Raw genomic sequence first — 20,230 nt, 5'->3', positions numbered from 1 at the left:
GCGAGGTCGCGATGGGCTGCAAAGCAGCCCCAATCAATGTTTCAGCGAACCACGATCCCGCGTGAAGCCATGTAGGCCTTGGCCTCAGGCACCGTGTACTCGCCAAAGTGGAAGATACTGGCCGCCAGCACCGCACTGGCGTGCCCTTCCACGATCCCATCAGCCAAATGCTGCAGGTTACCCACACCACCCGACGCGATCACCGGAATCCCCAGCGCATCGCTGATGGCACGGGTAACCCCAAGGTCGAAGCCGTTCTTCATGCCGTCCTGGTCCATGCTGGTCAGCAGAATCTCCCCTGCCCCCAGGCCTTCCATCTTCTTCGCCCATTCAACGGCATCCAGCCCGGTGGGCTTACGCCCACCGTGGGTGAAGATCTCCCAACGCGGGGCTTCGCCCGGCCCGGACACCTTCTTGGCATCGATGGCCACAACGATGCACTGCGAGCCGAAACGGTCTGCCGCCTCGCCCACGAATTCCGGGTTGAACACCGCCGCGGTGTTGATCGACACCTTGTCGGCACCGGCGTTGAGCAGGTTGCGGATGTCTTGCACGGTACGCACGCCACCGCCCACGGTCAGCGGGATGAACACCTGGCTGGCCATACGCTCGACGGTATGCAGGGTGGTGTCGCGGCCGTCGACGCTGGCGGTGATGTCGAGGAAAGTGATTTCGTCGGCACCCTGCTCGTTGTAGCGGCGGGCGATTTCCACCGGGTCCCCGGCATCACGGATGTTTTCGAACTTAACGCCCTTGACCACCCGGCCGTTGTCCACGTCCAGGCAAGGGATGATGCGCTTGGCCAGTGCCATGGTTCAGTCCTCAGCCTTGGTAGTTGTCGCAGAAAGCCTGGGCCTCGGCGACATCGAGGGTGCCTTCGTAGATGGCACGGCCAGTGATGGCGCCGATGATGCCCGGCGCTTTGGCGTCCAGCAGGGCCTTGATGTCGCCCAGGTTGTGAATGCCACCCGAGGCGATCACCGGGATCGAAGTCGCTTCGGCCAGGGCCTTGGTGAACGGCACATTGCAGCCTTGCATCATGCCGTCCTTGGCGATATCGGTGTAGACGATCGCCGAAACACCATCAGCCTCGAAACGCTTGGCCAGGTCGATGACCTGCACCGAGCTGACCTCGGCCCAACCATCGGTAGCGACGAAACCGTCCTTGGCGTCCAGGCCGACGATGACCTTGCCTGGGAAGGCCTTGCACGCCTCGGCGACGAATTCAGGCTGCTTGACCGCCTTGGTGCCGATGATCACGTAGCTGACGCCTGCCTTGACGTAGTGCTCGATGGTTTCCAGCGAACGAATGCCGCCGCCGATCTGGATCGGCAGGGTCGGGTAGCGCTTGGCGATGGCCGTGACCACTTCACCATTCACCGGCTGGCCCTCGAAGGCACCATTGAGGTCCACCAGGTGCAGGCGGCGGCAGCCACCTTCGACCCACTTGGCGGCCATGCTCACCGGGTCGTCGGAGAATACCGTGGAGTCTTCCATGCGGCCCTGGCGCAGGCGCACACAGGCACCGTCCTTCAGATCGATAGCGGGGATAATGAGCATCTTGGGAACCTGTATGTTCTTAGGGTTTCAGGGCTTCTCGAGCGCCCACAGATCGCTTTCGATGCTCTCGAACCGCTCCTTGAGGTGCAGCTGAACATCGGCAATCGCCCTGTTGTAGTAAAGGGGTGCAATTTGTTTGCTGAACAGCTCGAGGACCTCGGCCACTTCGAACGACCCCAGCTGCAGCTCGAAGCGGTCTTCGAGAAAGCGCTTGAGCGTATCGAGCGCCTCGCGTTCCTCTTGGGCAGCCAGGGTGATGGTCGGGGCCTTGGTCTTCGAACGGCTCATTTACCAGCGCCCGTCCCAGGCAACGAAGTTCTGCAGCAGCTGCAGGCCATGAGTGTGGCTTTTCTCGGGGTGGAACTGCACGGCAAAGCGCGAGCCATCGGCCAAGGCTGCAGCGAAGTCGACGCCATAGTGGCCACGGCCGACTACCTGGCTCGGTTTGCCGGCATTGATGTAGTAGCTGTGCACGAAGTAGAAACGCGCACGGTCTGGAATGTCGTGCCACAGCGGGTGGTCGATGGTCTGGCTGACTTCGTTCCAGCCCATGTGCGGCACCTTCAGGTGCTCGCCGTCTTCTTTCAGGTCTTTGCCGAAGAAACGCACTTGGCCAGGGAACAGGCCGATGCAGTCGACACCGTCGTTCTCTTCGCTGTGCTCGAGCAACGCCTGCATGCCAACGCAGATGCCGAGGAACGGGCGATCCTGGCTCACTTCGCGCACCAGGCTGTCGAAGCCCAGGCGGCGGATTTCAGCCATGCAGTCACGGATCGCGCCCACACCGGGGAACACCACACGGTCAGCCTCGCGGATCACCGCCGCGTCGCTGGTGACCAGCACCTTACCGGCGCCAACATGCTCCAGCGCCTTGGCTACCGAGTGCAGGTTGCCCATGCCATAGTCGATTACCGCTACCGTCTGCATTTACAGGCACCCTTTGGTCGACGGCATCTGCCCGGCCATGCGCTCGTCGAGCGTCACGGCCATGCGCAGGGCGCGGCCGAATGCCTTGAACACGGTTTCGATCTGGTGGTGAGTGTTGTGCCCACGCAGGTTGTCGATGTGCAAGGTCACCAAGGCGTGGTTGACGAAGCCCTGGAAGAACTCCTGGAACAGGTCGACATCGAAGCCGCCTACCGAGGCGCGGGTGTATGGCACGTGCATCTGCAGGCCTGGGCGGCCGGAGAAGTCGATGACCACGCGTGACAGCGCTTCGTCCAACGGCACGTAGGCGTGGCCGTAGCGGAAGATGCCGTTCTTGTCGCCAATGGCCTGGGCGAATGCCATGCCCAGGGTGATACCGACGTCTTCGACGGTATGGTGATCGTCGATATGCAGGTCGCCCTTGCACTCGATATCCAGATCGATCAACCCATGACGGGCGATCTGGTCCAGCATGTGTTCAAGGAAAGGCACACCGATATCGAATCGGGCCTTGCCACTGCCATCGAGGTTGATCGAGCACTTGACCTGGGTTTCCAGGGTATTGCGCTCGACGGAAGCCTTACGTTCGACCATCACCAGCTCCGCAAAATCATTGGGCGAAAAGGGCTCCATTATAGGCCCAGAACGCGCCGGCTTGAAACGCGGATGACATATGGCATTAGGCATGGGTGGGTAAAGTCGGCGCTGCCAGGTTCGACACACCTTGCCAAGCAACTGGCCGACCTACCTGCTCCAGCCGTAAAGGGGCCCTCACAGGCCCCAGTGATGCGCTCAGGCTGGCCCCATCAGTGGAACAGCACAGCGGTCTTCTGCAAGGTGATCCAAATACCCCACGCCAGCGGAATCACCACCACGGCCCAGGCGATCAGCACCAGCGGCAGGCTGCCAGGGGCTGGGTGCCATTCCAGCGAGCGCGCACCTTCGGCACCTTTGTCGTGGCTAAGCGCACGCTCGGCAGCCAGTTCGGCATCGCTCATGAAATGCTTGTCGGCCACCGGGCGCACCAGCATGTTGCAGATAAAGCCCAACACCAGCAGGCCGGCGAGGATGTACAGCGTCATGTCGTAGGCCGCGGCACGTTCCACGCCCGCCGCCAACTGGTACTCACGCAGATAGGTGATCAGCACTGGGCCCAGCACGCCAGCAGCAGCCCAGGCGGTCAGCAGGCGACCGTGGATGGCGCCGACCATCTGTGTACCGAACAGGTCGGCCAGGTAGGCTGGCACGGTAGCGAAGCCACCGCCGTACATCGACAGAATGATGCAGAACGCCGCCACGAACAGCGCCACATTGCCCAAGTGGCCCATGTTCGGCACCAGGCTGTACAACCCAACGCCCAGGGCGAAGAAGGCGAAGTAGGTGTTCTTGCGGCCAATGTAGTCGGAGAACGACGCCCAGAAGAACCGGCCGCCGATGTTGAACAGGCTGAGCAGGCCAGTGAAGCCGGCGGCGATGGCAGCGATTTGCGCCAGTTGCGCAGCGTTCAGTTCGCTGAAGGTCAGCTCGTTGCCCAGCAGCTTGCCGGCGAATACTTCCTGCAGCAGTGGCGATGCCATGCCGAGAATGCCGATACCCGCCGAAACGTTCAGGCACAGGACCAGCCAGATCAGCGCAAACTGCGGAGTTTTCCAAGCCACGCTGACGTGGACGTGGCGGTCGGTGACCATCGCGTTGGCTTTTTTGACCGGTGCAGTCCAGCCCTCAGGCTTCCAGCCGGTGGGCGGCACGCGGTAAGCCAGGGCACCTGCGGTCATGAACACGAAATAGATCGCAGCCATGACGACGAAGCTCTGCCACACGCCCACTTCATGCTCGTTGCCAAAATGGCCCATCAGCGCGGTAGCCAGGGGTGCGCCAACCATCGCGCCGCCGCCAAAGCCCATGATCGCCATGCCAGTGGCCATGCCGCGTTTGTCCGGGAACCATTTGATCAGTGTCGAAACCGGCGAAATATAGCCAAGCCCAAGGCCGATACCGCCAATGACCCCCGACCCCAGCCACATCAGCCACAGCTGGTGTGTCTTCACACCAATGGCAGAAATCAGCATGCCGCCGCACCAGCACAGCGCCGACACCAGGCCAGCCTTACGAGGGCCTGCGTGTTCCAGCCAGCCGCCGAGCACCGCCGCCGAGCAGCCGAGGAAGACGAAGAACAGGGTATAGATCCAGCTCAGCATCGAGATCGGCCAGTCGCATTGCGCGCTGAACATACGGGCGATGAAGCCCATGTCCGCCGAACAGGCCACAGGCGCGGTGATGCCGATGGCTTGAGACAGCGGCAGCCAGAATACCGAGAAGCCGTAGGCCATGCCGATGCACAGGTGAATGGCCAGGGCCGCGGGCGGAACCAGCCAGCGGTTGAAGCCCGGCCGGGCGATGATGCGCTCCTTGGACAGGAAACTTGGCGCGCTGGCCACCCCCCCCGCCCCGATTGTAGTGCTCATGGATTCGATCCTTTTGTAGGTAGACAGTGCCGGCGGATATCGTCCCAGGCTCTTGTACTCGCACGCAGGGCGAAGGGCCTTATCCTTGGGTAACGGCCCGCGACAATGGGTCGCGGCCACGCCGCAAAGCGGCACAAGAGTACCAGCTCACAGGTGACATGAAAGCAATCTGATATCGTTATTTTTGCCAACGCTGAATCGGTATTTCACTGCCGACCGCTTCGCGCGCAAAAGCTTTGATGACTCTCCCAGGCGAGCCACCGGCGAAGAATCCAGCCGTGAAGGAACTGGCGCAACCACAACTGTCGAACCTCCAAACCACCTGATTCGCCCTGCATCGTGCGCCGATCAAGCAGGGCCCTCCCCTGCGGCGCTATACTCTGGCGTTCGGAATTCACACTACAGACTACAAGGACTCGCCCATGAAAGCGTTCGGCAAAATCCTGGGACTGGGGCTTCTCGGGTTGCTGCTGATCATTGTGGCGCTGGGCTTCGCCCTGACCCACTTGTTCGATCCCAACGACTATAAAGACGAGATCCGCCAACTGGCGCGCGACAAGGCCCACGTCGAGCTCACCCTCAACGGCGACATCGGCTGGAGCCTGTTCCCATGGCTGGGCCTGGAGTTGCATGACGCCAGCATCGCGACGCTGACCAACCCGCAAGCGCCATTCGCCGACTTGCAGATGCTTGGGTTGTCTGTACGCGTGCTGCCATTGCTGCGCCGCGAAGTGCAGATGAGCGATGTGCGGGTCGAGGGGCTGAACCTGACCCTGGCGCGCGACGAAAACGGCCATGGCAACTGGGAAGACATCGGCAAGCCGCTGCCGACGGCAAACCAGGGCGCTGCCGATGCGCCTGCCCAGGCGCCTGCCGAGCAGCCGGCCAAGCCTGCTCAGAGCAGCGAACGCGCAGTCAAGCTGGATATCGACAGCCTCACCGTGAACAACGCCCGGGTGCAGTACACCGATGCCAAGAGCGGCCAAAGTTACAGCGCCGAAAGCATCCAGCTGAGCACGGGCCCCGTTCACGAAGGCGCCAACATCGCCCTGAAGGCCAGCGCTTTCCTCAGCGCCAGCCAGCCAGCGATCAAGGCCCGCACGGAGCTTGCCGGGCAGTTGCGTTTCGACCGCGCGCTCAAGCGCTACAACTTCGAAGACATGCGCCTGAGCGGCGAAACTTCGGGTGAGCCGACCGGTGGCAAGACCGTCACCTTTGGTGCCCAGGGCCAACTGCTGGTCGACATGGGCGCCAACGTGGCGTCGTGGAGCGGCCTTAAAGTGTCTGCCAACCAACTGCGGGCACTCGGTGAGCTGAACCTGCGCGACCTCGACAAGCAACCGCAGCTCAGCGGTGGGCTGTCCATCGCCCAGTTCGACCTGCGCAGCTTCCTCGACGGCATCGGCCACCCACTGCCGGCCACCCAGGACGCGGCCGCATTCGACAAGCTGGAGCTGGTCACCCGCCTGCAAGGCACCCCAACCAGCCTGACACTGGCTGACCTTGCCGTGAAACTCGATGACAGCACCTTCACCGGCCGCGTGGCCATCGAAGACTTTGCCAAACAGGCCCTGCGCCTGCAGCTCAAAGGTGACACCTTCGACGCCGACCGCTACATGCCTGCCAAGAGCGAGCAAGCCAAGGGGGCCACTGCTGCGCGCCAGGCCGAGGTTCAGCAACAGGAAGCCAGCGCCGTGGCCGGTGCCGGCAGCTCGCCGTTGCCCGACGCCCCGACCCAGGTGGCCTGGAGCCAGGACAAACTGCTCCCGGTCGACCGCCTGCGCGGGCTCGACCTGCAGGCCGACCTGGCCTTCGGCTCGCTGACGCTGGACAAGCTGCCCATCAGCGACGCCCAGTTGCAGGCTAGCGCACAGGGCGGCCTGGTGACCTTGCAGGCCTTGCGCGGGGGCCTGTACAACGGCTCCTTCGAGGCCAAGGGCAATATCGACGTGCGCCCTGCCGTGCCGCAGCTGGGCTTGAACACCAAGATCAACCGCGTCCCGGTCGAACACTTCATCAAGGCCGAAGGCAAGTCGCAGACCCCACCGGTCAAAGGCCTGCTGACCCTGAACAGCGACCTGACCGCCACCGGCAACAGCCAGAAGGCACTGGTCGACAACCTCAACGGCAGCGCAAACTTCACCATCAACGACGGTGTGCTGGTCAATGCCAACCTGGAGCAGCAACTCTGCCAGGCCATCGCCACCCTCAACCGCAAGCACCTCAGTGGCGAACCTCGCGGCAAGGACACCCCGTTCCAGGAACTGCGCGGCAGCCTGGTGATTCGCAATGGCGTGGCCAGCAACCCAGACCTCAAAGCCCGCATCCCGGGCCTGACCGTCAACGGCCAGGGTGACCTCGACCTGCGCGTGCTGGGCATGGACTACAACGTTGGGGTGATCGTCGAAGGCGACCAGCGCGCCATGCCGGACCCGGCCTGCCAGGTCAATGAGCGCTACGTCGGTGTTGAAGTGCCGCTGCGCTGCCGCGGCCCGCTGGAGCTGGGCGCCAAGGCTTGCCGCCTGGACCAGGATGGCCTGGGCAAAGTCGCAGCCAAGCTTGCTGGCAACCGCCTCAAAGACAAGATCGATGAAAAACTTGGAGACAAAGTGAGCCCAGAATTGAAAGACGCGCTCAAGGGGCTGTTCAAGCGATGACCCCCACGCAGTTCTCCAGCGCCGTGCTGGACTGGTACGACCAGCACGGTCGCCACGACCTGCCCTGGCAACAGGGCATCAACCCCTATCGGGTATGGGTCTCGGAAATCATGCTGCAGCAGACTCAGGTCAGCACCGTGCTCAACTACTTCGACCGCTTCATGCAGGCCCTGCCGACCGTGCAGGCCCTGGCGCAAGCGCCGGAGGACGAAGTGCTGCACCTGTGGACCGGGCTTGGCTACTACACCCGCGCGCGCAACCTGCAGAAGGCCGCGAAGATCATCGTCGAACAGCATGGCGGTGAATTCCCCCGTAGCGTCGAGCAGCTCACCGAGCTGCCCGGCATTGGCCGCTCCACCGCCGGGGCCATTGCCAGCATCAGCATGGGCATCCGTGCACCGATTCTCGATGGCAACGTCAAGCGCGTGCTGGCCCGCTATACCGCCCAGGCCGGTTACCCCGGCGAGCCCAAGGTGGCCAACCAACTGTGGGCCACCGCCGAGCGGTTCACCCCGCAGCAGCGCGCCAACCATTACACCCAGGCGATGATGGATATGGGGGCGACGCTGTGCACACGCACCAAGCCCAGCTGCCTGATCTGCCCGTTGCAGCGCGGCTGTGAAGCGCACCTGCACGGCGAAGAAACCCGCTACCCCGAGCCCAAGCCACGCAAGGCGCTGCCCCAGCGCCGCACGCTGATGCCGCTGCTGGCCAACCACGAAGGCGCCATCCTGCTCTATCGCCGCCCTTCCAGCGGCCTATGGGGCGGCCTGTGGAGCCTGCCGGAGCTGGACGACATCGGCCAGCTCGATGACCTCGCCTACCAGCACGGCCTGCGCTTGGCTGGCAGCCGTGCGCTGGAAGGCCTGACCCACACCTTCAGCCACTTCCAGCTGGCGATCGAACCGTGGCTTGTGCGCGTCGACCCGGTCGGCCAGCACGTGGCCGAGGCCGACTGGCTCTGGTATAACCTCGCCACCCCGCCGCGCCTGGGCCTCGCCGCCCCGGTCAAGAAGCTGCTCAAACGCGCGGCCGACGAACTGATTGCAGGAGAAGCCCAATGACCCGCACCGTGATGTGCCGCAAATACAAAGAAGAACTCCCAGGCCTGGCCCGCCCGCCGTACCCTGGCGCAAAAGGTCAGGACATCTATGACCACATCTCGGAAAAGGCTTGGGAAGACTGGAAGAAACACCAGACCATGCTGATCAATGAGAAGCGCCTGAACATGATGAACGGCGAGGACCGCAAATTCCTCCAGGTCGAGATGGACAAGTTTTTCGCGGGCGAGGAATACGCTCAGGCCGAAGGTTACGTTCCACCGGCCGAATGACCCCACGGATCGTAAGCGACGGAATTAATTTAAAATTTTTTCAAAAAGTCGTTGACGGGCGGTCAGAAAATCTATTTAATTCACCTCGTCGCCCAGATAGCTCAGTCGGTAGAGCAGAGGATTGAAAATCCTCGTGTCGGCGGTTCGACTCCGTCTCTGGGCACCACCTTCAAGCTTCTGGTGGTTGCAAAGTTACCCGAAGCGACAACAAGAAACCCGCCCAGTGCGGGTTTTTTGTTGTCTGGGATTTTACCTTCGTGAAGTACCGACCCTGTTGGCCATTGAAACCTGGCCTCTCCCCCGCCGCTTGAGCAAAACCAAGCAACACCGCTAGCCAGTTGAATAGCCTGGGCGGCTGCGCTTCAATACGCGCACTTTCAGAACACCCCCAGGATGAGCCATGGCCACCACGTCAAAGCAACAGAAACGCGCCAAGCGCGCCGCCAGCAAGGCCAAGCAGAACCGCATGGTGCGCAGCGGCCAGGCAGTCAAGGCCAGTGCCGGTGACAGCGCGAGCATCGAGCAGGTGTTCAATAAGGCCATGGAGACCGACAGCTACAAAGAGCTGTTCGAGAAGATGAAGGCCGCCCAGGAAACCAGCCTGGTGGCGATGATCTCGGTGTTCCTGGTGGACCCGCTGCTGGCCCTGGTACTCAAAGGCCACAAAGAAGAGCACGCCACCGACTACATCGTGCTGGTGTTCAACGCCTACCGCACCTGGCTGGACGGCGCCGACGAGGACACCACCATGGCCTGGCTGGAGAGCGATGAGTTCCAGCAAGCTTACATCGCCGCCTCCGAGCTGGTGGCTAAGCAGCAGCAACAGCAGAAGCAGTTCGGCTGACGTCTTGCTTTGAGCCTTTAGGCTTGCGGGAAAAAAAAGGCCGCGCCCTGACAAGGACGCGGCCTTTTCATTTCAAACAGCGCGAATCAGTTGTCCAGCGCCACCCGCGCGGCTGCTTCACGCTTGCGGTGCACCAGCAAGCCCGCCGCCACCACGCCAATGCTCAGCAGCGCAGTCGCGATGATCTCGGCCCGGTGATCCTCACGCAGTGCCATCACCGCCAGCACGGCAACGATGAAGGCAATGGTCGCCCAGGTCAGGCCCGGGAACAGCCACATCTTGAACACGATCTTCTCGCCGCGGGCTTCGCGCTGGCTACGCATGCGCAGCTGCGACACCGCAATCACCAGGTACACCAGCAGCGCGATGGCGCCAGAGCTTGCCAGCAAGAACTCGAATACCTGCGCCGGCGCCACGTAGTTGGCGAACACGCAAAGGAATGCCGCAGCGGTGGACAGCAGCACGGCCACATGGGGCGTGGCGGCCTTGGTGGTGCGCTGGGCAATGGCCGGAGCGTCGCCACGTTTGCTGAGCGAGAACAACATCCGCGAAGACGTGTACAGCGCCGAGTTCAAGCAGCTGGTGACAGCGACCAACACCACGATGTCGACGATCAACTTGGCATTCGGCACGCCGATACGGCTGAGCACTGTCTGATAGGAACCCACTTCGGCCAGGGCCGGGTCATTCCAAGGCACCAGCGCCACCACCAAGAAGATCGACACCAGGTAGAACAGGCAGATACGCCAGATCACCGAGTTGGTGGCACGGCTGATCTGCTTGCCTGGGTCTTTCGATTCGGCAGCTGCGATGGTGACGATTTCGGTGCCCATGAACGAGAACATGGTGGTCAGCATGGCCGCAAGCACAGCGCCCAAGCCATTGGGCATGAAGCCCTGGGTATCGAACAGATGCGAAGCACCGCTGACCTGGCTGCTTGGCACGAAGCCGAACATGGCGATGCAACCGACCACGATGAAGCCGATGATGGCCAGCACCTTGAGCAAGGCGAACCAGAACTCGAACTCACCGTAATTCTTCACGCTGCACAGGTTGGTCAGGGTCAGCGCCAGGGTAATAAGCAGGGAGAAGGCCCACAGGTCCACAGACGGGAACCAAGCGTGAAGGATGGCCGCCGCTGCGTTGGCCTCCAAAGGAATGACCAGCACCCAGAACCACCAGTACAACCAACCGATTGTGAAGCCAGCCCAACGGCCAATGGCGCGGTCGGCATAGGTGGAGAAAGACCCGGTATCCGGCGAGGCGACAGCCATTTCGCCCAGCATGCGCATGACCAGCACCACCAAGGTGCCGGCGGCGGCATAGGCCAGCAGCACGGCCGGGCCGGCGGCTGCGATGGCGTGGCCGGAACCTACGAAAAGACCGGCGCCGATGACGCCAGCAATGGACAGCATGGTGACATGCCGTTGTTTGAGCCCCTGAGCGAGGTCATTGGAATTGTTACCGCTCATCAAAACTACCTTTGTAAGGAGTGGACCACGCCGACTGCGGAAACAGAGCGCACCTGGGGTTGACCTAGGCATCGCTGCAATCGGCGTATGGCTACTCGCAATTAGCGCGCCAGGTATGAGGTACATTCGTCTGACAGCCCCATTACCCCTTGTAGGGCGCGGTTTGCAGCCCATTCGGCCAGGGTTTGACCGAAAGGCCGTTGAAGGAAGCTGCAAACGATGGATTACTGAAATACCCACTTACAAACGCACCAAAGGTGCTCCTAGGTAACACCTATGCACCACTGCAAAGCACATTAGTGCAACCCCAGGTACAACCCAATACCTCAACTTCAGATGCCCCAGTCGCACCTGCCTGGCCCCGCGCCACTGAGCGACAGGGCTAAAACAGCTTCCCAGCACCGGCCAAAAATGGCACCATCGCGCCTTTTTTCATCAAGGCAATGGAGCCGGCGCGCCCCTTTGCGGACATCTGCGCGACGTTGCACTGCAACGATGCGACAAACTGCCCCGGCAAAGCCTTGAGCCCCCTGCGACCCTGTTGGCCGTCCAATGCCGCTATGCTAGCGTGGCGCTCGCCAGGAAGGCCGCCAACAGCTGGGAACGCACCCGATCACATGAGGACCGCACATGGCCCAGGCCACGCCCGCGCTGGAAATCCGCAATTTGCACAAACGCTACGGCGAGCAGGAAATTCTCAAAGGCATATCGCTGACCGCGCGCGACGGTGACGTGATCTCCATCCTGGGGTCGTCCGGCTCCGGCAAGTCCACCCTGCTGCGCTGCATCAACCTGCTGGAAAACCCCCACCAGGGCGAAATCCTGGTTGCCGGCGAGAGCCTCAAGCTCAAGGCCGCAAAGAACGGCGACCTGATCGCCGCCGACAACCGCCAGATCAACCGCCTGCGCAGCGAAATCGGCTTTGTCTTCCAGAACTTCAACCTGTGGCCGCACATGTCGATCCTCGACAACATCATCGAGGCGCCACGCCGGGTGCTTGGCCAGAGCAAGGCCGAGGCCACCGAAGCGGCCGAAGCCCTGCTGAACAAGGTTGGCATCTACGACAAGCGTCACAGCTACCCCGCCCAGCTTTCCGGTGGCCAGCAACAGCGTGCTGCCATCGCCCGTACCCTGGCCATGAGGCCCAAGGTGATTCTGTTCGACGAGCCAACTTCGGCGCTCGATCCGGAAATGGTCCAGGAAGTGCTTAACGTTATCCGCGCATTGGCCGAAGAAGGCCGTACCATGCTGCTGGTGACGCACGAGATGAACTTTGCCCGCCAGGTGTCCAGTGAAGTGGTCTTCCTGCACCAGGGCCTGGTTGAAGAGCAAGGATCGCCACAGCAGGTCTTCGAAAACCCGACCTCGGCGCGTTGCAAGCAATTCATGTCCAGCCACCGCTAACGGAGCAATACATGCACACTTACAAGAAGTTCCTCCTGGCAGCCGCTGCCACCCTGGTGATGTCGGCAAACGCCATGGCCGCGGAAAAACTGCGCATGGGTATCGAAGCCGCCTACCCACCGTTCAACAACAAGGATGCCAGCGGTAACGTCGTCGGCTTCGACAAAGACATCGGCGACGCCCTGTGCGCCAAGATGAAGGTCGAATGCTCGGTGGTGACCTCCGACTGGGACGGCATCATCCCAGCCCTGAACGCCAAGAAGTTCGACTTCCTGGTGTCGTCGCTGTCGATCACCGACGAGCGCAAGCAGGCGGTCGATTTCACCGACCCGTACTACTCCAACAAGCTGCAGTTCATCGCACCGAAGAACGTCGACTTCAAGACTGACAAGGCTTCGCTCAAGGGCAAGGTGATCGGCACCCAGCGCGCCACCCTGGCCGGCACCTACCTTGAAGACAACTACCCGGATGTAGAGGTCAAGCTCTACGACACCCAGGAAAACGCCTACCTGGACCTGGTGTCTGGCCGCATCGATGGCATCCTGGCCGACAAGTATGTGCAGTACGAGTGGCTCAAGAGCAAAGACGGCATGAACTTCGAGTTCAAGGGCGAGCCGGTGATGGACAGCGACAAAATCGGTATCGCCGTGCGCAAAGGTGACACCAAGCTGCGCGACGAGTTGAACAAAGCCCTGGCAGAAATCAAAGCCGACGGTACGTACAAGAAGATCAACGACAAGTACTTCCCGTTCAGCATCGAGTGACCCACCCTGACCGGCGCGCCCATGCGGCGCGCCAGTCCCTAGAATGACCTGCCCATGAATATCGACCTGCACGGATTCGGCCCGGCCATGATGGCTGGCACGCTGATGACCGTAAAACTGGCGCTTTGCGCTTTGCTGCTGGGGCTGGTGCTGGGCCTGCTCGGCGCCCTGGCCAAAACATCTACCGTCACGCCACTGCGGTGGCTGGGCGGCTTTTACTCCACCCTGGTACGCGGCGTGCCCGAGCTGCTATGGGTGCTGCTCATCTATTTCGGCACCGTTGGGGTGATGAACGCCCTGGGCGAAGCCCTGAACATGCCGGGCCTGGAACTCAGTGCCTTCGCCGCTGGCGTGATTGCCCTGGGGCTGTGCTTTGGCGCCTACGCCACAGAAGTGTTCCGTGGCGCGATCCTGGCCATCCCCAAGGGCCACCGTGAAGCCGGCATGGCGCTGGGCCTTTCCAAGGGCCGTATTCTGTCGCGGATCATCCTGCCGCAGATGTGGCGCATCGCCCTGCCCGGCCTTGGCAACCTGTTCATGATCCTGATGAAGGACACCGCGCTGGTATCGGTGATCGGCCTGGAAGAAATCATGCGCCATGCCCAGATCGGCGTGACCGTGACCAAACAGCCATTCACCTTCTACATGGTTGCCGCCTGCATTTACCTGAGCCTGACCATCATTGCCATGACCGGCATGCACTTCATGGAAAAACGCGCCGCTCGCGGCTTTGCGAGGGCCGAACAATGAATTGGGAAGTCATCATCAAGTGGCTGCCGCGCCTGGCCCAGGGCGCGACCCTGACCTTGGAGCTGGTGGCCATCGCCGTAGTCGCCGGGTTGATTCTGGCCATCCCCCTGGGTATCGCCCGCTCCTCGCGCCACTGGTACGTACGCGCGGTGCCGTTCAGCTACATCTTCTTCTTCCGCGGCACGCCGCTGCTGGTGCAGCTGTTCTTGGTGTACTACGGCCTGGCCCAGTTCGATGCCGTGCGCGCCAGCTCGCTGTGGCCGTACCTGCGCGACCCGTTCTGGTGCACGGTGCTGACCATGACGCTGCACACCGCTGCCTACATCGCCGAGATCCTGCGCGGTGCGCTGCAGTCGATCCCCAAAGGTGAGATAGAAGCGGCGCGGGCGCTGGGCATGTCCCGGGGCAAGACACTGTTCTACATCATGCTGCCGCGCGCTGCGCGCATCGGCCTGCCGGCCTACAGCAACGAAGTGATCCTGATGCTCAAGGCCAGTGCCCTGGCCAGCACCGTGACCCTGCTGGAGCTGACCGGCATGGCCCGTACCATCATCGCCCGGACATACCTGCCGGTGGAGATCTTCTTCGCAGCCGGTGTGTTCTACCTGGTGATCTCGTTCGTGTTGGTGCAAGGCTTCAAGCTGCTCGAACGCTGGTTGCGCGTGGACGCCTGCCAGGGCCGCTGAGCCGTACTATCGCATTCGCGGGTGAACCCGCTCCCACAGCCAGTGCGCGAACCTTGAGCCAAGCGCACATCTGTAGGAGCGGGTCCCCCGCGAGTAGGCCCGACAAACCCACCCTCGCCTCAAGCCTCCATGCCCAGCTACCTGCACAGCCACCAGTTGCATGCCCGCTTCAAGGCCCTCGACCAGTTCCTGACCGAGCACCAGGCACTGTGGAAACCCAGGCCCTTCACCACCCTGCGCCTGGACTGGGAGGCCAGCCATCCTGAGCTTGCCGCCTATCTGCGCGGCTGTACCTTGGCCGACGCAGAGGCCGACGTTGCCCCAGCGCAACTGCCCGCCCCGTTCCCGCAACTGGCCGCACAAGCCGAACAGCTGGCAGCCGTGGGCGAGCTCCCGGATACCGGCCTGCCCAGCGCCGGGCACCGTCTGGACGCCAATGTACCAGGCCGCAAATGGCAGCAGATAGAAGCCTTCAGCCGCCGCGTGAGCTTTCGCGAGCAGACTCGCCATTGGCTGGACTGGTGCGCCGGCAAAGGCCACCTGGGCCGTCGCTTGCTGCAACCGGGCCAGCAGCTGACGTGCCTTGAGTACGACGCCGAACTGGTCGCAGCGGGCCAGGCGCTGAGCGATCACCATCACCTGCCTGCAAACCATGTTCACCAAGATGTCATGGCTACCGGCAGCCGCCAGTACCTGGGCCAGGACAAAAGCGTGGTCGCCCTGCATGCGTGCGGTGACCTGCACGTTCACCTGCTGCGCGAGGCCAGCCAGCAAGGCTGCCGCCACCTGGCCGTGGCCCCCTGCTGCTACAACCGCATCGGCGGCGATCGCTATCACCCGTTATCCACAGCCGCGCAGGGTTCGGCGCTGCACCTGAGCATCACCGACCTCGGCCTGCCGCTGAGCGAGACCGTCACGGCTGGCGCCCGCGTGCGCCACCAACGCGACTGCTCCATGGCCCGCCGCCTGGGCTTCGACCTGCTGCAACGCAAACAGCGTCAGTGCGATGAATACCTGCCTACCCCATCGCTGCCGGTGGCCTGGCTGGCCAAGCCGTTCGAGCAGTACTGCCGCGAGCTGGCGGCGCTGCGAGCGGTGCCGATCAGCACCACCCCGGACTGGGCCGCGCTGGAGGCCGCAGGCTGGCAACGCCTGGCCGAGGTGCGCAACCTGGAGCGGTTGCGCAACCTGTTCCGTCGCCCGCTGGAACTGTGGCTGGTGCTGGACCGCGCGCTGTACTTGAGCGAGCAAGGCTACGATGTTCGCTTGGGGACTTTCTGCGCCTATCCACTGACCCCGCGCAACCTGCTGCTGCTGGCAGAACGTGACCAATAGCCGCAGCACAACCTGTGGATAACTCTGTGAACAAGCTTGTGATTACCTGTTGGATCACTTCGCTATTTAAAGGCTTGTGCTTATGCAGCAGCGCGGCTGGAGCCCAGCAAAAACAGGCATTTGCGCAAAGACCAGTGGTTGGGGCGAGCGGCCTGCGTTTCGCGCAAGGCGTTAATGCCTCTTGTGCATAAACCAAAATTCGATTAGGCAAAGCCCGCTGGGTTGCAGCGGGCTTGGTGGGCTACCTGAGTGCTTTTCGCTTGGCCAGTTCGATGTCGTTCATTAGCGCTTTGGCCATGCCCAGCAGGTAGTCCGAGGCGCCCAGCAGCTTATGGTCATCCTCCATGTCCCCTTCACGAACCAAGTGCTTGATATAGCCCAGCAGAATCGACACATGTTCGTAAGCATGATCGACCGGGATACCCGGCTGCACACGCAGTAGGTTCATTGGCGGGTTGCCCGCTTCCAGGAACGTCGCCATGCCAGCGGTTTGGATGGGTTTGGCGGTTTCGGCATCATTCATCGCGCTGCTCCCCTGCATCGCTCAAGGTCGCCAGCGCATGCTGGAACAGTATCAAGGCCGAATCGACGGCAGAAGCGGCGTTGGCCAACGTGGTCAAGCCTGGCTCACCGGCGTGGAGGCGGCAATGTTCATCGATGGTTTCGACCACGCCGCGCATGAGTTCGATGCCGTGGACGAAGGCGTCTTCGGGGGAGATGTCGCTGTGGACGGAGAAATACGGGGTTTGGACAAGCGGATGGGGTGGATCGGGGACGATCTTTTTCATGACAGGTCCTTATTCCATGGAAAGAAACCGCCATCCAAATCTTTCTCACGGATTAGGGTGGCAGCCATGCGCGGGGTGAGAAAACCGAGGGAATAAGGAACTCGGCCAGACCAGAGTCTGCCCGCGCAGGGCTGCCATTAAGACTAACGCCTATTCCTCTCGGGTTCTCACACCCGGTCACCGAAGCGACCAGGAAACGGTACCCCCGAGGCACCTTACGGCCAACAGCGATAGCTCATCAGCGCGCGTAGGATAATTCCCAAACCTCAAAATCCTGAAGCATTTGGTCTTAACTTAGGAATTTCCTCACAAATCAGCCCAGTCATTGGTGGGCAGGTTCCCCACACGGCGCGTTCCCGGTGTATGATCCGCCCCCCAAAATATTGAAAGCTAGTCGCACGCTGCCCGCCAGCCTTGCGACCATCTGGCGTTGCGCCGGATTCGACAATGGACTAACGGACTACACCATCGTGACCTACGCCAAACCCCTCGCCCTGCTGGCCCTGACCCTGGCCTTGAGCGCCTGCAGCAACAGCCCCGCCGAGCACCCCGCCAGCAGCCTGGACTGGAACACCCCCGGCATGCAGCTGGGCGGTGACTACGGCCTGCCCCTGCGCACCGAAAGCCCCTGCCGCAAGCGTGGCTGCGACAACGACAAGCTGATTTTCAACCCCGGCAAGAGCGAGCCAAACGTCAATACCATCCACCGCGGCTGGTAGGAAATTTCTCCTTTTGGCTCGGTGACTTAGGTCATTTTCGCTTTATCGCAACTAAGTGGTTTACAGGCGCCAAACGATCGTTATAATGACGCCCCATTGCCGGTATAGCTCAGATGGTAGAGCAACTGACTTGTAATCAGTAGGTCCCGGGTTCGATTCCTGGTGCCGGCACCATTCAAGGTTCCATAGAAAGCTTTCAAAATCTCTGGAACCCCCGAAAAACCCGCCTTCTGGCGGGTTTTTTCGTTTTGGTGTTCCGTAGGCTACTGAGGGTAGCTAGCGCTGATAAGGGTAGTTTTAACGGTAGATGTCCCTTTCAATATCGGAGACTCCCTTTAGGGCCCCACCCTTGCCCCGCATACAGGCATCATCTGCCACACGGCAAAGCTCAGAAAGCGCGAGTACTAGCTCTTCGACGGCGACGGTCTTTACCTCCTTGTGCAACCCAACGGCCGCAAAGGCTAGCGACTGAGGTACGTGAAACCCGATGGCCGCGAAGGCCTGACGGCCCTCGGCAGCTATCCTGTGGTCGGGCTGGGCGACGCACGCCGCAAGCGCTTCCAGATCAATCAGCAGCTCGCCAATGGCATAGACCCGATCCAGTCCAAGCAATAAGCCAAGACACTGGCCGTGATCAACGGGGGGACCTTCGAAAGCGTTGCGCTCGACTGGCATGCGAGCATGGTGCCTAAGTGGGCGCCCGGCCACGCCAAGACTGTGCTCAGCCGATTGAAGACTCACGTGTTCCCTTTGATCGGTGCCAGAGCAATCGTTGAGCTGGACACCCACGACCTCATGCAGCCACTGGAAGCCGTGACGAAACGCGGCACCTTCGACGTGGCGCTCAGGATCAAGAACTACCTGCAAAGCATCATGCGTGAAGCCAAACGGCTGCGACTGATCACGGCGAACCCGGCTCACGACCTCGATGGCTCGATCAAGACTCCTCGAGTAACTCACCGGCCCGCACTACCCTTATCGCGGCTGCCAGAGCTACTGGCATGCATCGAGGACTACAGAGGTCGCCCGCTTACGCGCCTCACGGTGATGCTGTCGCTGCATGTATTCGTACGCTCCAGTGAACTGCGCTACGCCCGCTGGAACGAATTCGACCTCAAACGCGGAATTTGGGAAATCCCCGACACCCGCCCGGCGCTGGACGGCGTGCCGTTTTCCACAAGAGGTACGAAGATGGCCGGGGACATTCATGTTGTACCCTTATCGCCGCAAGCAGTGGCCTTGCTTGAGCAGATCCACGCGATCACCGGCAAGTTCGAGCTGGTGTTCGCGGGGGATGCCAAGCAGTGGAAACCGATGTCCGAGAACACGGTGAATGCCGCGCTCAGAACGATGGGCTACGACACCAAGGTGGATATCTGCGGCCACGGATTCCGAGCCATGGCGTGCAGTGCGCTGGTCGAGTCCGGGCTGTGGTCAGAGACGGCCATCGAACGGCAGATGAGCCACAAGGAACGCAACAACGTCCGGGCCGCTTATACCCACAAGGCCGAGTTCCTCGAAGAGCGCCGGATGATCATGACCTGGTGGAGCCGGTTTCTGGAGGCGAACCGCGAGGACCATGTGACGCCGCATGAGTTTGCCAAGCAGACGGGCGAGAACGTCACGCGGCTTCGCAGTGCCAAGAGAACCGAGTAACCCGCCGCACCACCACCTCAAACTCGCTGTGAAGTTACCCACAGCACCGCATTAAGCTCCTCCGCGCGGGTCCTTTCAAACGGGGCTGCAAAGCCGCCCCGTTTGAAAGGACCATACCTAAGAAAAAAACTGCTGGCACAGAGTGCGTCTGTAGAAAACCACTGATGTCCACCGGGGGATAGTTTTATCCACAGGCGCTAAATACCTGAAATCGCTTTGCTTGACGAATGTTGTCCACAGGCGTAGACCGGGAGTTGCAAGAGCTGTCGATGACAGCATCCCAGGTGATCCGAACCTTAAAGGTCACGCCGCTCTGGCGGTGGTTCTCCCCAAGGGCGATTCGCATCCGGCAGCTCGCCCGGTCACTACCCATGTGATGGATGCTCTTACACACATAGCGCTCGTGCGCCAGATACACCGTACCTCGCTGCCCTGCAGCAACCTATCCGCTTGGCCGATTCTTGCGCCAACCTGTGCCCGTCTCTTTCTTCTGGAAAGAGACGGGCACTTCTACCACTGCTGCAGCCCAGATCGCACATGGCTTTGCGGCATTCCCCCTCGTGACAATCGGCGTGACAAACGCCGATGTCACCAGCAACAGCGTTGTAGATGATGGTGCCGCAGACCAAGGAATGGACTGCACCTGACTGACAGTCAGGCACGCCCCGGTCATCGCATTGCTGCTTGCACATGGCTCAGGATCTCGCGGCACTGGTCTCGTCAGCCAATGCAGCCTCCACCCGCCCACCGGTAACGGTGCTCAGGAGGCTAGATCATGAGATGCCCTTGCTCCCGGACGTAAGGAGCCGCCAGTCCCGCGTAGTGGACATTCCCCACAGGTCGCAGGGGCCTTGATCCCTGATAACACTC

19 protein-coding genes, 2 tRNA genes and 1 pseudogene are annotated in these 20,230 nt (G+C 61.6%); 13 read left to right on the top strand and 9 right to left on the bottom strand.

All coding sequences use genetic code 11. The annotated features are described in order from the left end of the window. Nucleotides 1-41: 41 nt before the first annotated feature. The 6 genes from hisF to HU725_RS01395 all read right to left on the bottom strand — a co-directional run bounded on the left by hisF (nucleotide 42) and on the right by HU725_RS01395 (nucleotide 4,952). The gene (gene hisF, locus HU725_RS01420; protein ID WP_060478312.1) at nucleotides 42-812 is read right to left on the bottom strand and encodes an imidazole glycerol phosphate synthase subunit HisF; all 771 of its coding nucleotides are present in this window, start codon (nucleotides 810-812) and stop codon (nucleotides 42-44) included. A gap of 10 nt (nucleotides 813-822) precedes the next feature. Beyond that, nucleotides 823-1,560 carry a 1-(5-phosphoribosyl)-5-[(5-phosphoribosylamino)methylideneamino]imidazole-4-carboxamide isomerase gene (hisA, locus tag HU725_RS01415; protein WP_003257484.1) on the bottom strand — a complete coding sequence of 246 codons (738 nt, stop codon included), beginning with the start codon at nucleotides 1,558-1,560 and terminating at the stop codon, nucleotides 823-825. 27 nt (nucleotides 1,561-1,587) lie between these two features. Then, a complete protein-coding gene (locus HU725_RS01410) occupies nucleotides 1,588-1,848 on the bottom strand; it encodes a DUF2164 domain-containing protein (protein ID WP_060478311.1) in 261 nt (86 codons plus the stop codon). Then, nucleotides 1,849-2,487, bottom strand: coding sequence for an imidazole glycerol phosphate synthase subunit HisH (gene hisH, locus HU725_RS01405; RefSeq protein ID WP_060478310.1), 639 nt, complete (start codon nucleotides 2,485-2,487; stop codon nucleotides 1,849-1,851). Continuing rightward, nucleotides 2,488-3,081, bottom strand: coding sequence for an imidazoleglycerol-phosphate dehydratase HisB (gene hisB, locus HU725_RS01400; RefSeq protein WP_186478415.1), 594 nt, complete (start codon nucleotides 3,079-3,081; stop codon nucleotides 2,488-2,490). It abuts the gene before it with no gap. 212 nt (nucleotides 3,082-3,293) lie between these two features. Beyond that, nucleotides 3,294-4,952, bottom strand: a complete 1,659-nt coding sequence (locus tag HU725_RS01395) for an OFA family MFS transporter (protein WP_060478309.1) — start codon at nucleotides 4,950-4,952, stop codon at nucleotides 3,294-3,296. A gap of 422 nt (nucleotides 4,953-5,374) precedes the next feature. Between HU725_RS01395 and HU725_RS01390 the strand changes: the two genes are divergently transcribed. The 5 genes from HU725_RS01390 to HU725_RS01370 all read left to right on the top strand — a co-directional run bounded on the left by HU725_RS01390 (nucleotide 5,375) and on the right by HU725_RS01370 (nucleotide 9,786). Further along, entirely contained in the window at nucleotides 5,375-7,609 is a 2,235-nt protein-coding gene (locus HU725_RS01390) for an AsmA family protein (RefSeq protein WP_186478414.1), read from the top strand. Further along, nucleotides 7,606-8,673, top strand: a complete 1,068-nt coding sequence (gene mutY / locus HU725_RS01385) for an A/G-specific adenine glycosylase (RefSeq protein ID WP_186478413.1) — start codon at nucleotides 7,606-7,608, stop codon at nucleotides 8,671-8,673. The genes HU725_RS01390 and mutY overlap by 4 nt, the downstream gene beginning before the upstream one ends. Beyond that, nucleotides 8,670-8,942 carry an oxidative damage protection protein gene (locus tag HU725_RS01380; protein ID WP_060478306.1) on the top strand — a complete coding sequence of 91 codons (273 nt, stop codon included), beginning with the start codon at nucleotides 8,670-8,672 and terminating at the stop codon, nucleotides 8,940-8,942. The genes mutY and HU725_RS01380 overlap by 4 nt, the downstream gene beginning before the upstream one ends. Before the next feature lie 90 nt (nucleotides 8,943-9,032). Then, a tRNA-Phe gene (locus tag HU725_RS01375) sits at nucleotides 9,033-9,108 on the top strand. A 234-nt stretch (nucleotides 9,109-9,342) separates the two neighbouring features. Then, complete coding sequence (locus HU725_RS01370; protein ID WP_186478412.1) at nucleotides 9,343-9,786, top strand: hypothetical protein; 444 nt, start codon at nucleotides 9,343-9,345, stop codon at nucleotides 9,784-9,786. Nucleotides 9,787-9,872: 86 nt separating this feature from the next. Here the strand turns inward: HU725_RS01370 and gabP are convergent, their stop codons facing one another. Further along, the gene (gene gabP, locus HU725_RS01365; protein ID WP_060478304.1) at nucleotides 9,873-11,258 is read right to left on the bottom strand and encodes a GABA permease; all 1,386 of its coding nucleotides are present in this window, start codon (nucleotides 11,256-11,258) and stop codon (nucleotides 9,873-9,875) included. A gap of 630 nt (nucleotides 11,259-11,888) precedes the next feature. On the opposite strand from gabP, the gene HU725_RS01360 reads away from it, so the two are divergent. The 5 genes from HU725_RS01360 to HU725_RS01340 all read left to right on the top strand — a co-directional run bounded on the left by HU725_RS01360 (nucleotide 11,889) and on the right by HU725_RS01340 (nucleotide 16,197). After that, a complete protein-coding gene (locus HU725_RS01360; RefSeq protein WP_060478303.1) occupies nucleotides 11,889-12,662 on the top strand; it encodes an ABC transporter ATP-binding protein in 774 nt (257 codons plus the stop codon). An 11-nt stretch (nucleotides 12,663-12,673) separates the two neighbouring features. After that, complete coding sequence (locus HU725_RS01355) at nucleotides 12,674-13,426, top strand: ABC transporter substrate-binding protein (RefSeq protein WP_060478302.1); 753 nt, start codon at nucleotides 12,674-12,676, stop codon at nucleotides 13,424-13,426. A 54-nt stretch (nucleotides 13,427-13,480) separates the two neighbouring features. Further along, complete coding sequence (locus HU725_RS01350; protein WP_186478411.1) at nucleotides 13,481-14,176, top strand: ABC transporter permease; 696 nt, start codon at nucleotides 13,481-13,483, stop codon at nucleotides 14,174-14,176. Beyond that, nucleotides 14,173-14,862, top strand: a complete 690-nt coding sequence (locus HU725_RS01345) for an ABC transporter permease (RefSeq protein ID WP_060478300.1) — start codon at nucleotides 14,173-14,175, stop codon at nucleotides 14,860-14,862. Before HU725_RS01350 ends, HU725_RS01345 begins: the two co-directional genes overlap by 4 nt. Before the next feature lie 129 nt (nucleotides 14,863-14,991). After that, a complete protein-coding gene (locus HU725_RS01340) occupies nucleotides 14,992-16,197 on the top strand; it encodes a methyltransferase (RefSeq protein WP_186478410.1) in 1,206 nt (401 codons plus the stop codon). A 241-nt stretch (nucleotides 16,198-16,438) separates the two neighbouring features. Here the strand turns inward: HU725_RS01340 and HU725_RS01335 are convergent, their stop codons facing one another. Further along, nucleotides 16,439-16,720, bottom strand: coding sequence for a DUF3077 domain-containing protein (locus HU725_RS01335; protein ID WP_186478409.1), 282 nt, complete (start codon nucleotides 16,718-16,720; stop codon nucleotides 16,439-16,441). Then, nucleotides 16,713-16,985, bottom strand: a complete 273-nt coding sequence (locus HU725_RS01330; RefSeq protein ID WP_060478297.1) for a hypothetical protein — start codon at nucleotides 16,983-16,985, stop codon at nucleotides 16,713-16,715. The genes HU725_RS01335 and HU725_RS01330 overlap by 8 nt, the downstream gene beginning before the upstream one ends. Before the next feature lie 470 nt (nucleotides 16,986-17,455). Here HU725_RS01330 and HU725_RS01325 point away from each other — a divergent pair, with 470 nt between their 5' ends. The 3 genes and pseudogenes from HU725_RS01325 (at nucleotide 17,456) to HU725_RS01315 (ending at nucleotide 19,360) form a co-directional block, all read left to right on the top strand. Then, nucleotides 17,456-17,704 carry a hypothetical protein gene (locus HU725_RS01325; RefSeq protein WP_186478408.1) on the top strand — a complete coding sequence of 83 codons (249 nt, stop codon included), beginning with the start codon at nucleotides 17,456-17,458 and terminating at the stop codon, nucleotides 17,702-17,704. A gap of 98 nt (nucleotides 17,705-17,802) precedes the next feature. After that, nucleotides 17,803-17,878 (top strand) — tRNA-Thr (locus HU725_RS01320). A 192-nt stretch (nucleotides 17,879-18,070) separates the two neighbouring features. Continuing rightward, nucleotides 18,071-19,360 (top strand): annotated as a pseudogene (locus HU725_RS01315) (tyrosine-type recombinase/integrase). Nucleotides 19,361-20,230: the final 870 nt, after the last annotated feature.

This window comes from Pseudomonas promysalinigenes (assembly GCF_014269025.2).
Taxonomy (GTDB): Bacteria; Pseudomonadota; Gammaproteobacteria; order Pseudomonadales; family Pseudomonadaceae; genus Aquipseudomonas; species Aquipseudomonas promysalinigenes.
The sequence above is the reverse complement of the archived record's forward strand: the minus strand, read 5'-3'. Positions and strand labels throughout refer to the sequence as shown.

Coding starts and splice junctions, on each gene's coding strand:
- hisF (WP_060478312.1), bottom strand. CDS start 812: ATGGCACTGGCCAAGCGCATCATCCCTTGCCTGGACGTGGACAACGGC.
- hisA (WP_003257484.1), bottom strand. CDS start 1,560: ATGCTCATTATCCCCGCTATCGATCTGAAGGACGGTGCCTGTGTGCGC.
- HU725_RS01410 (WP_060478311.1), bottom strand. CDS start 1,848: ATGAGCCGTTCGAAGACCAAGGCCCCGACCATCACCCTGGCTGCCCAA.
- hisH (WP_060478310.1), bottom strand. CDS start 2,487: ATGCAGACGGTAGCGGTAATCGACTATGGCATGGGCAACCTGCACTCG.
- hisB (WP_186478415.1), bottom strand. CDS start 3,081: ATGGTCGAACGTAAGGCTTCCGTCGAGCGCAATACCCTGGAAACCCAG.
- HU725_RS01395 (WP_060478309.1), bottom strand. CDS start 4,952: ATGAGCACTACAATCGGGGCGGGGGGGGTGGCCAGCGCGCCAAGTTTC.
- HU725_RS01390 (WP_186478414.1), top strand. CDS start 5,375: ATGAAAGCGTTCGGCAAAATCCTGGGACTGGGGCTTCTCGGGTTGCTG.
- mutY (WP_186478413.1), top strand. CDS start 7,606: ATGACCCCCACGCAGTTCTCCAGCGCCGTGCTGGACTGGTACGACCAG.
- HU725_RS01380 (WP_060478306.1), top strand. CDS start 8,670: ATGACCCGCACCGTGATGTGCCGCAAATACAAAGAAGAACTCCCAGGC.
- HU725_RS01370 (WP_186478412.1), top strand. CDS start 9,343: ATGGCCACCACGTCAAAGCAACAGAAACGCGCCAAGCGCGCCGCCAGC.
- gabP (WP_060478304.1), bottom strand. CDS start 11,258: ATGAGCGGTAACAATTCCAATGACCTCGCTCAGGGGCTCAAACAACGG.
- HU725_RS01360 (WP_060478303.1), top strand. CDS start 11,889: ATGGCCCAGGCCACGCCCGCGCTGGAAATCCGCAATTTGCACAAACGC.
- HU725_RS01355 (WP_060478302.1), top strand. CDS start 12,674: ATGCACACTTACAAGAAGTTCCTCCTGGCAGCCGCTGCCACCCTGGTG.
- HU725_RS01350 (WP_186478411.1), top strand. CDS start 13,481: ATGAATATCGACCTGCACGGATTCGGCCCGGCCATGATGGCTGGCACG.
- HU725_RS01345 (WP_060478300.1), top strand. CDS start 14,173: ATGAATTGGGAAGTCATCATCAAGTGGCTGCCGCGCCTGGCCCAGGGC.
- HU725_RS01340 (WP_186478410.1), top strand. CDS start 14,992: ATGCCCAGCTACCTGCACAGCCACCAGTTGCATGCCCGCTTCAAGGCC.
- HU725_RS01335 (WP_186478409.1), bottom strand. CDS start 16,720: ATGAATGATGCCGAAACCGCCAAACCCATCCAAACCGCTGGCATGGCG.
- HU725_RS01330 (WP_060478297.1), bottom strand. CDS start 16,985: ATGAAAAAGATCGTCCCCGATCCACCCCATCCGCTTGTCCAAACCCCG.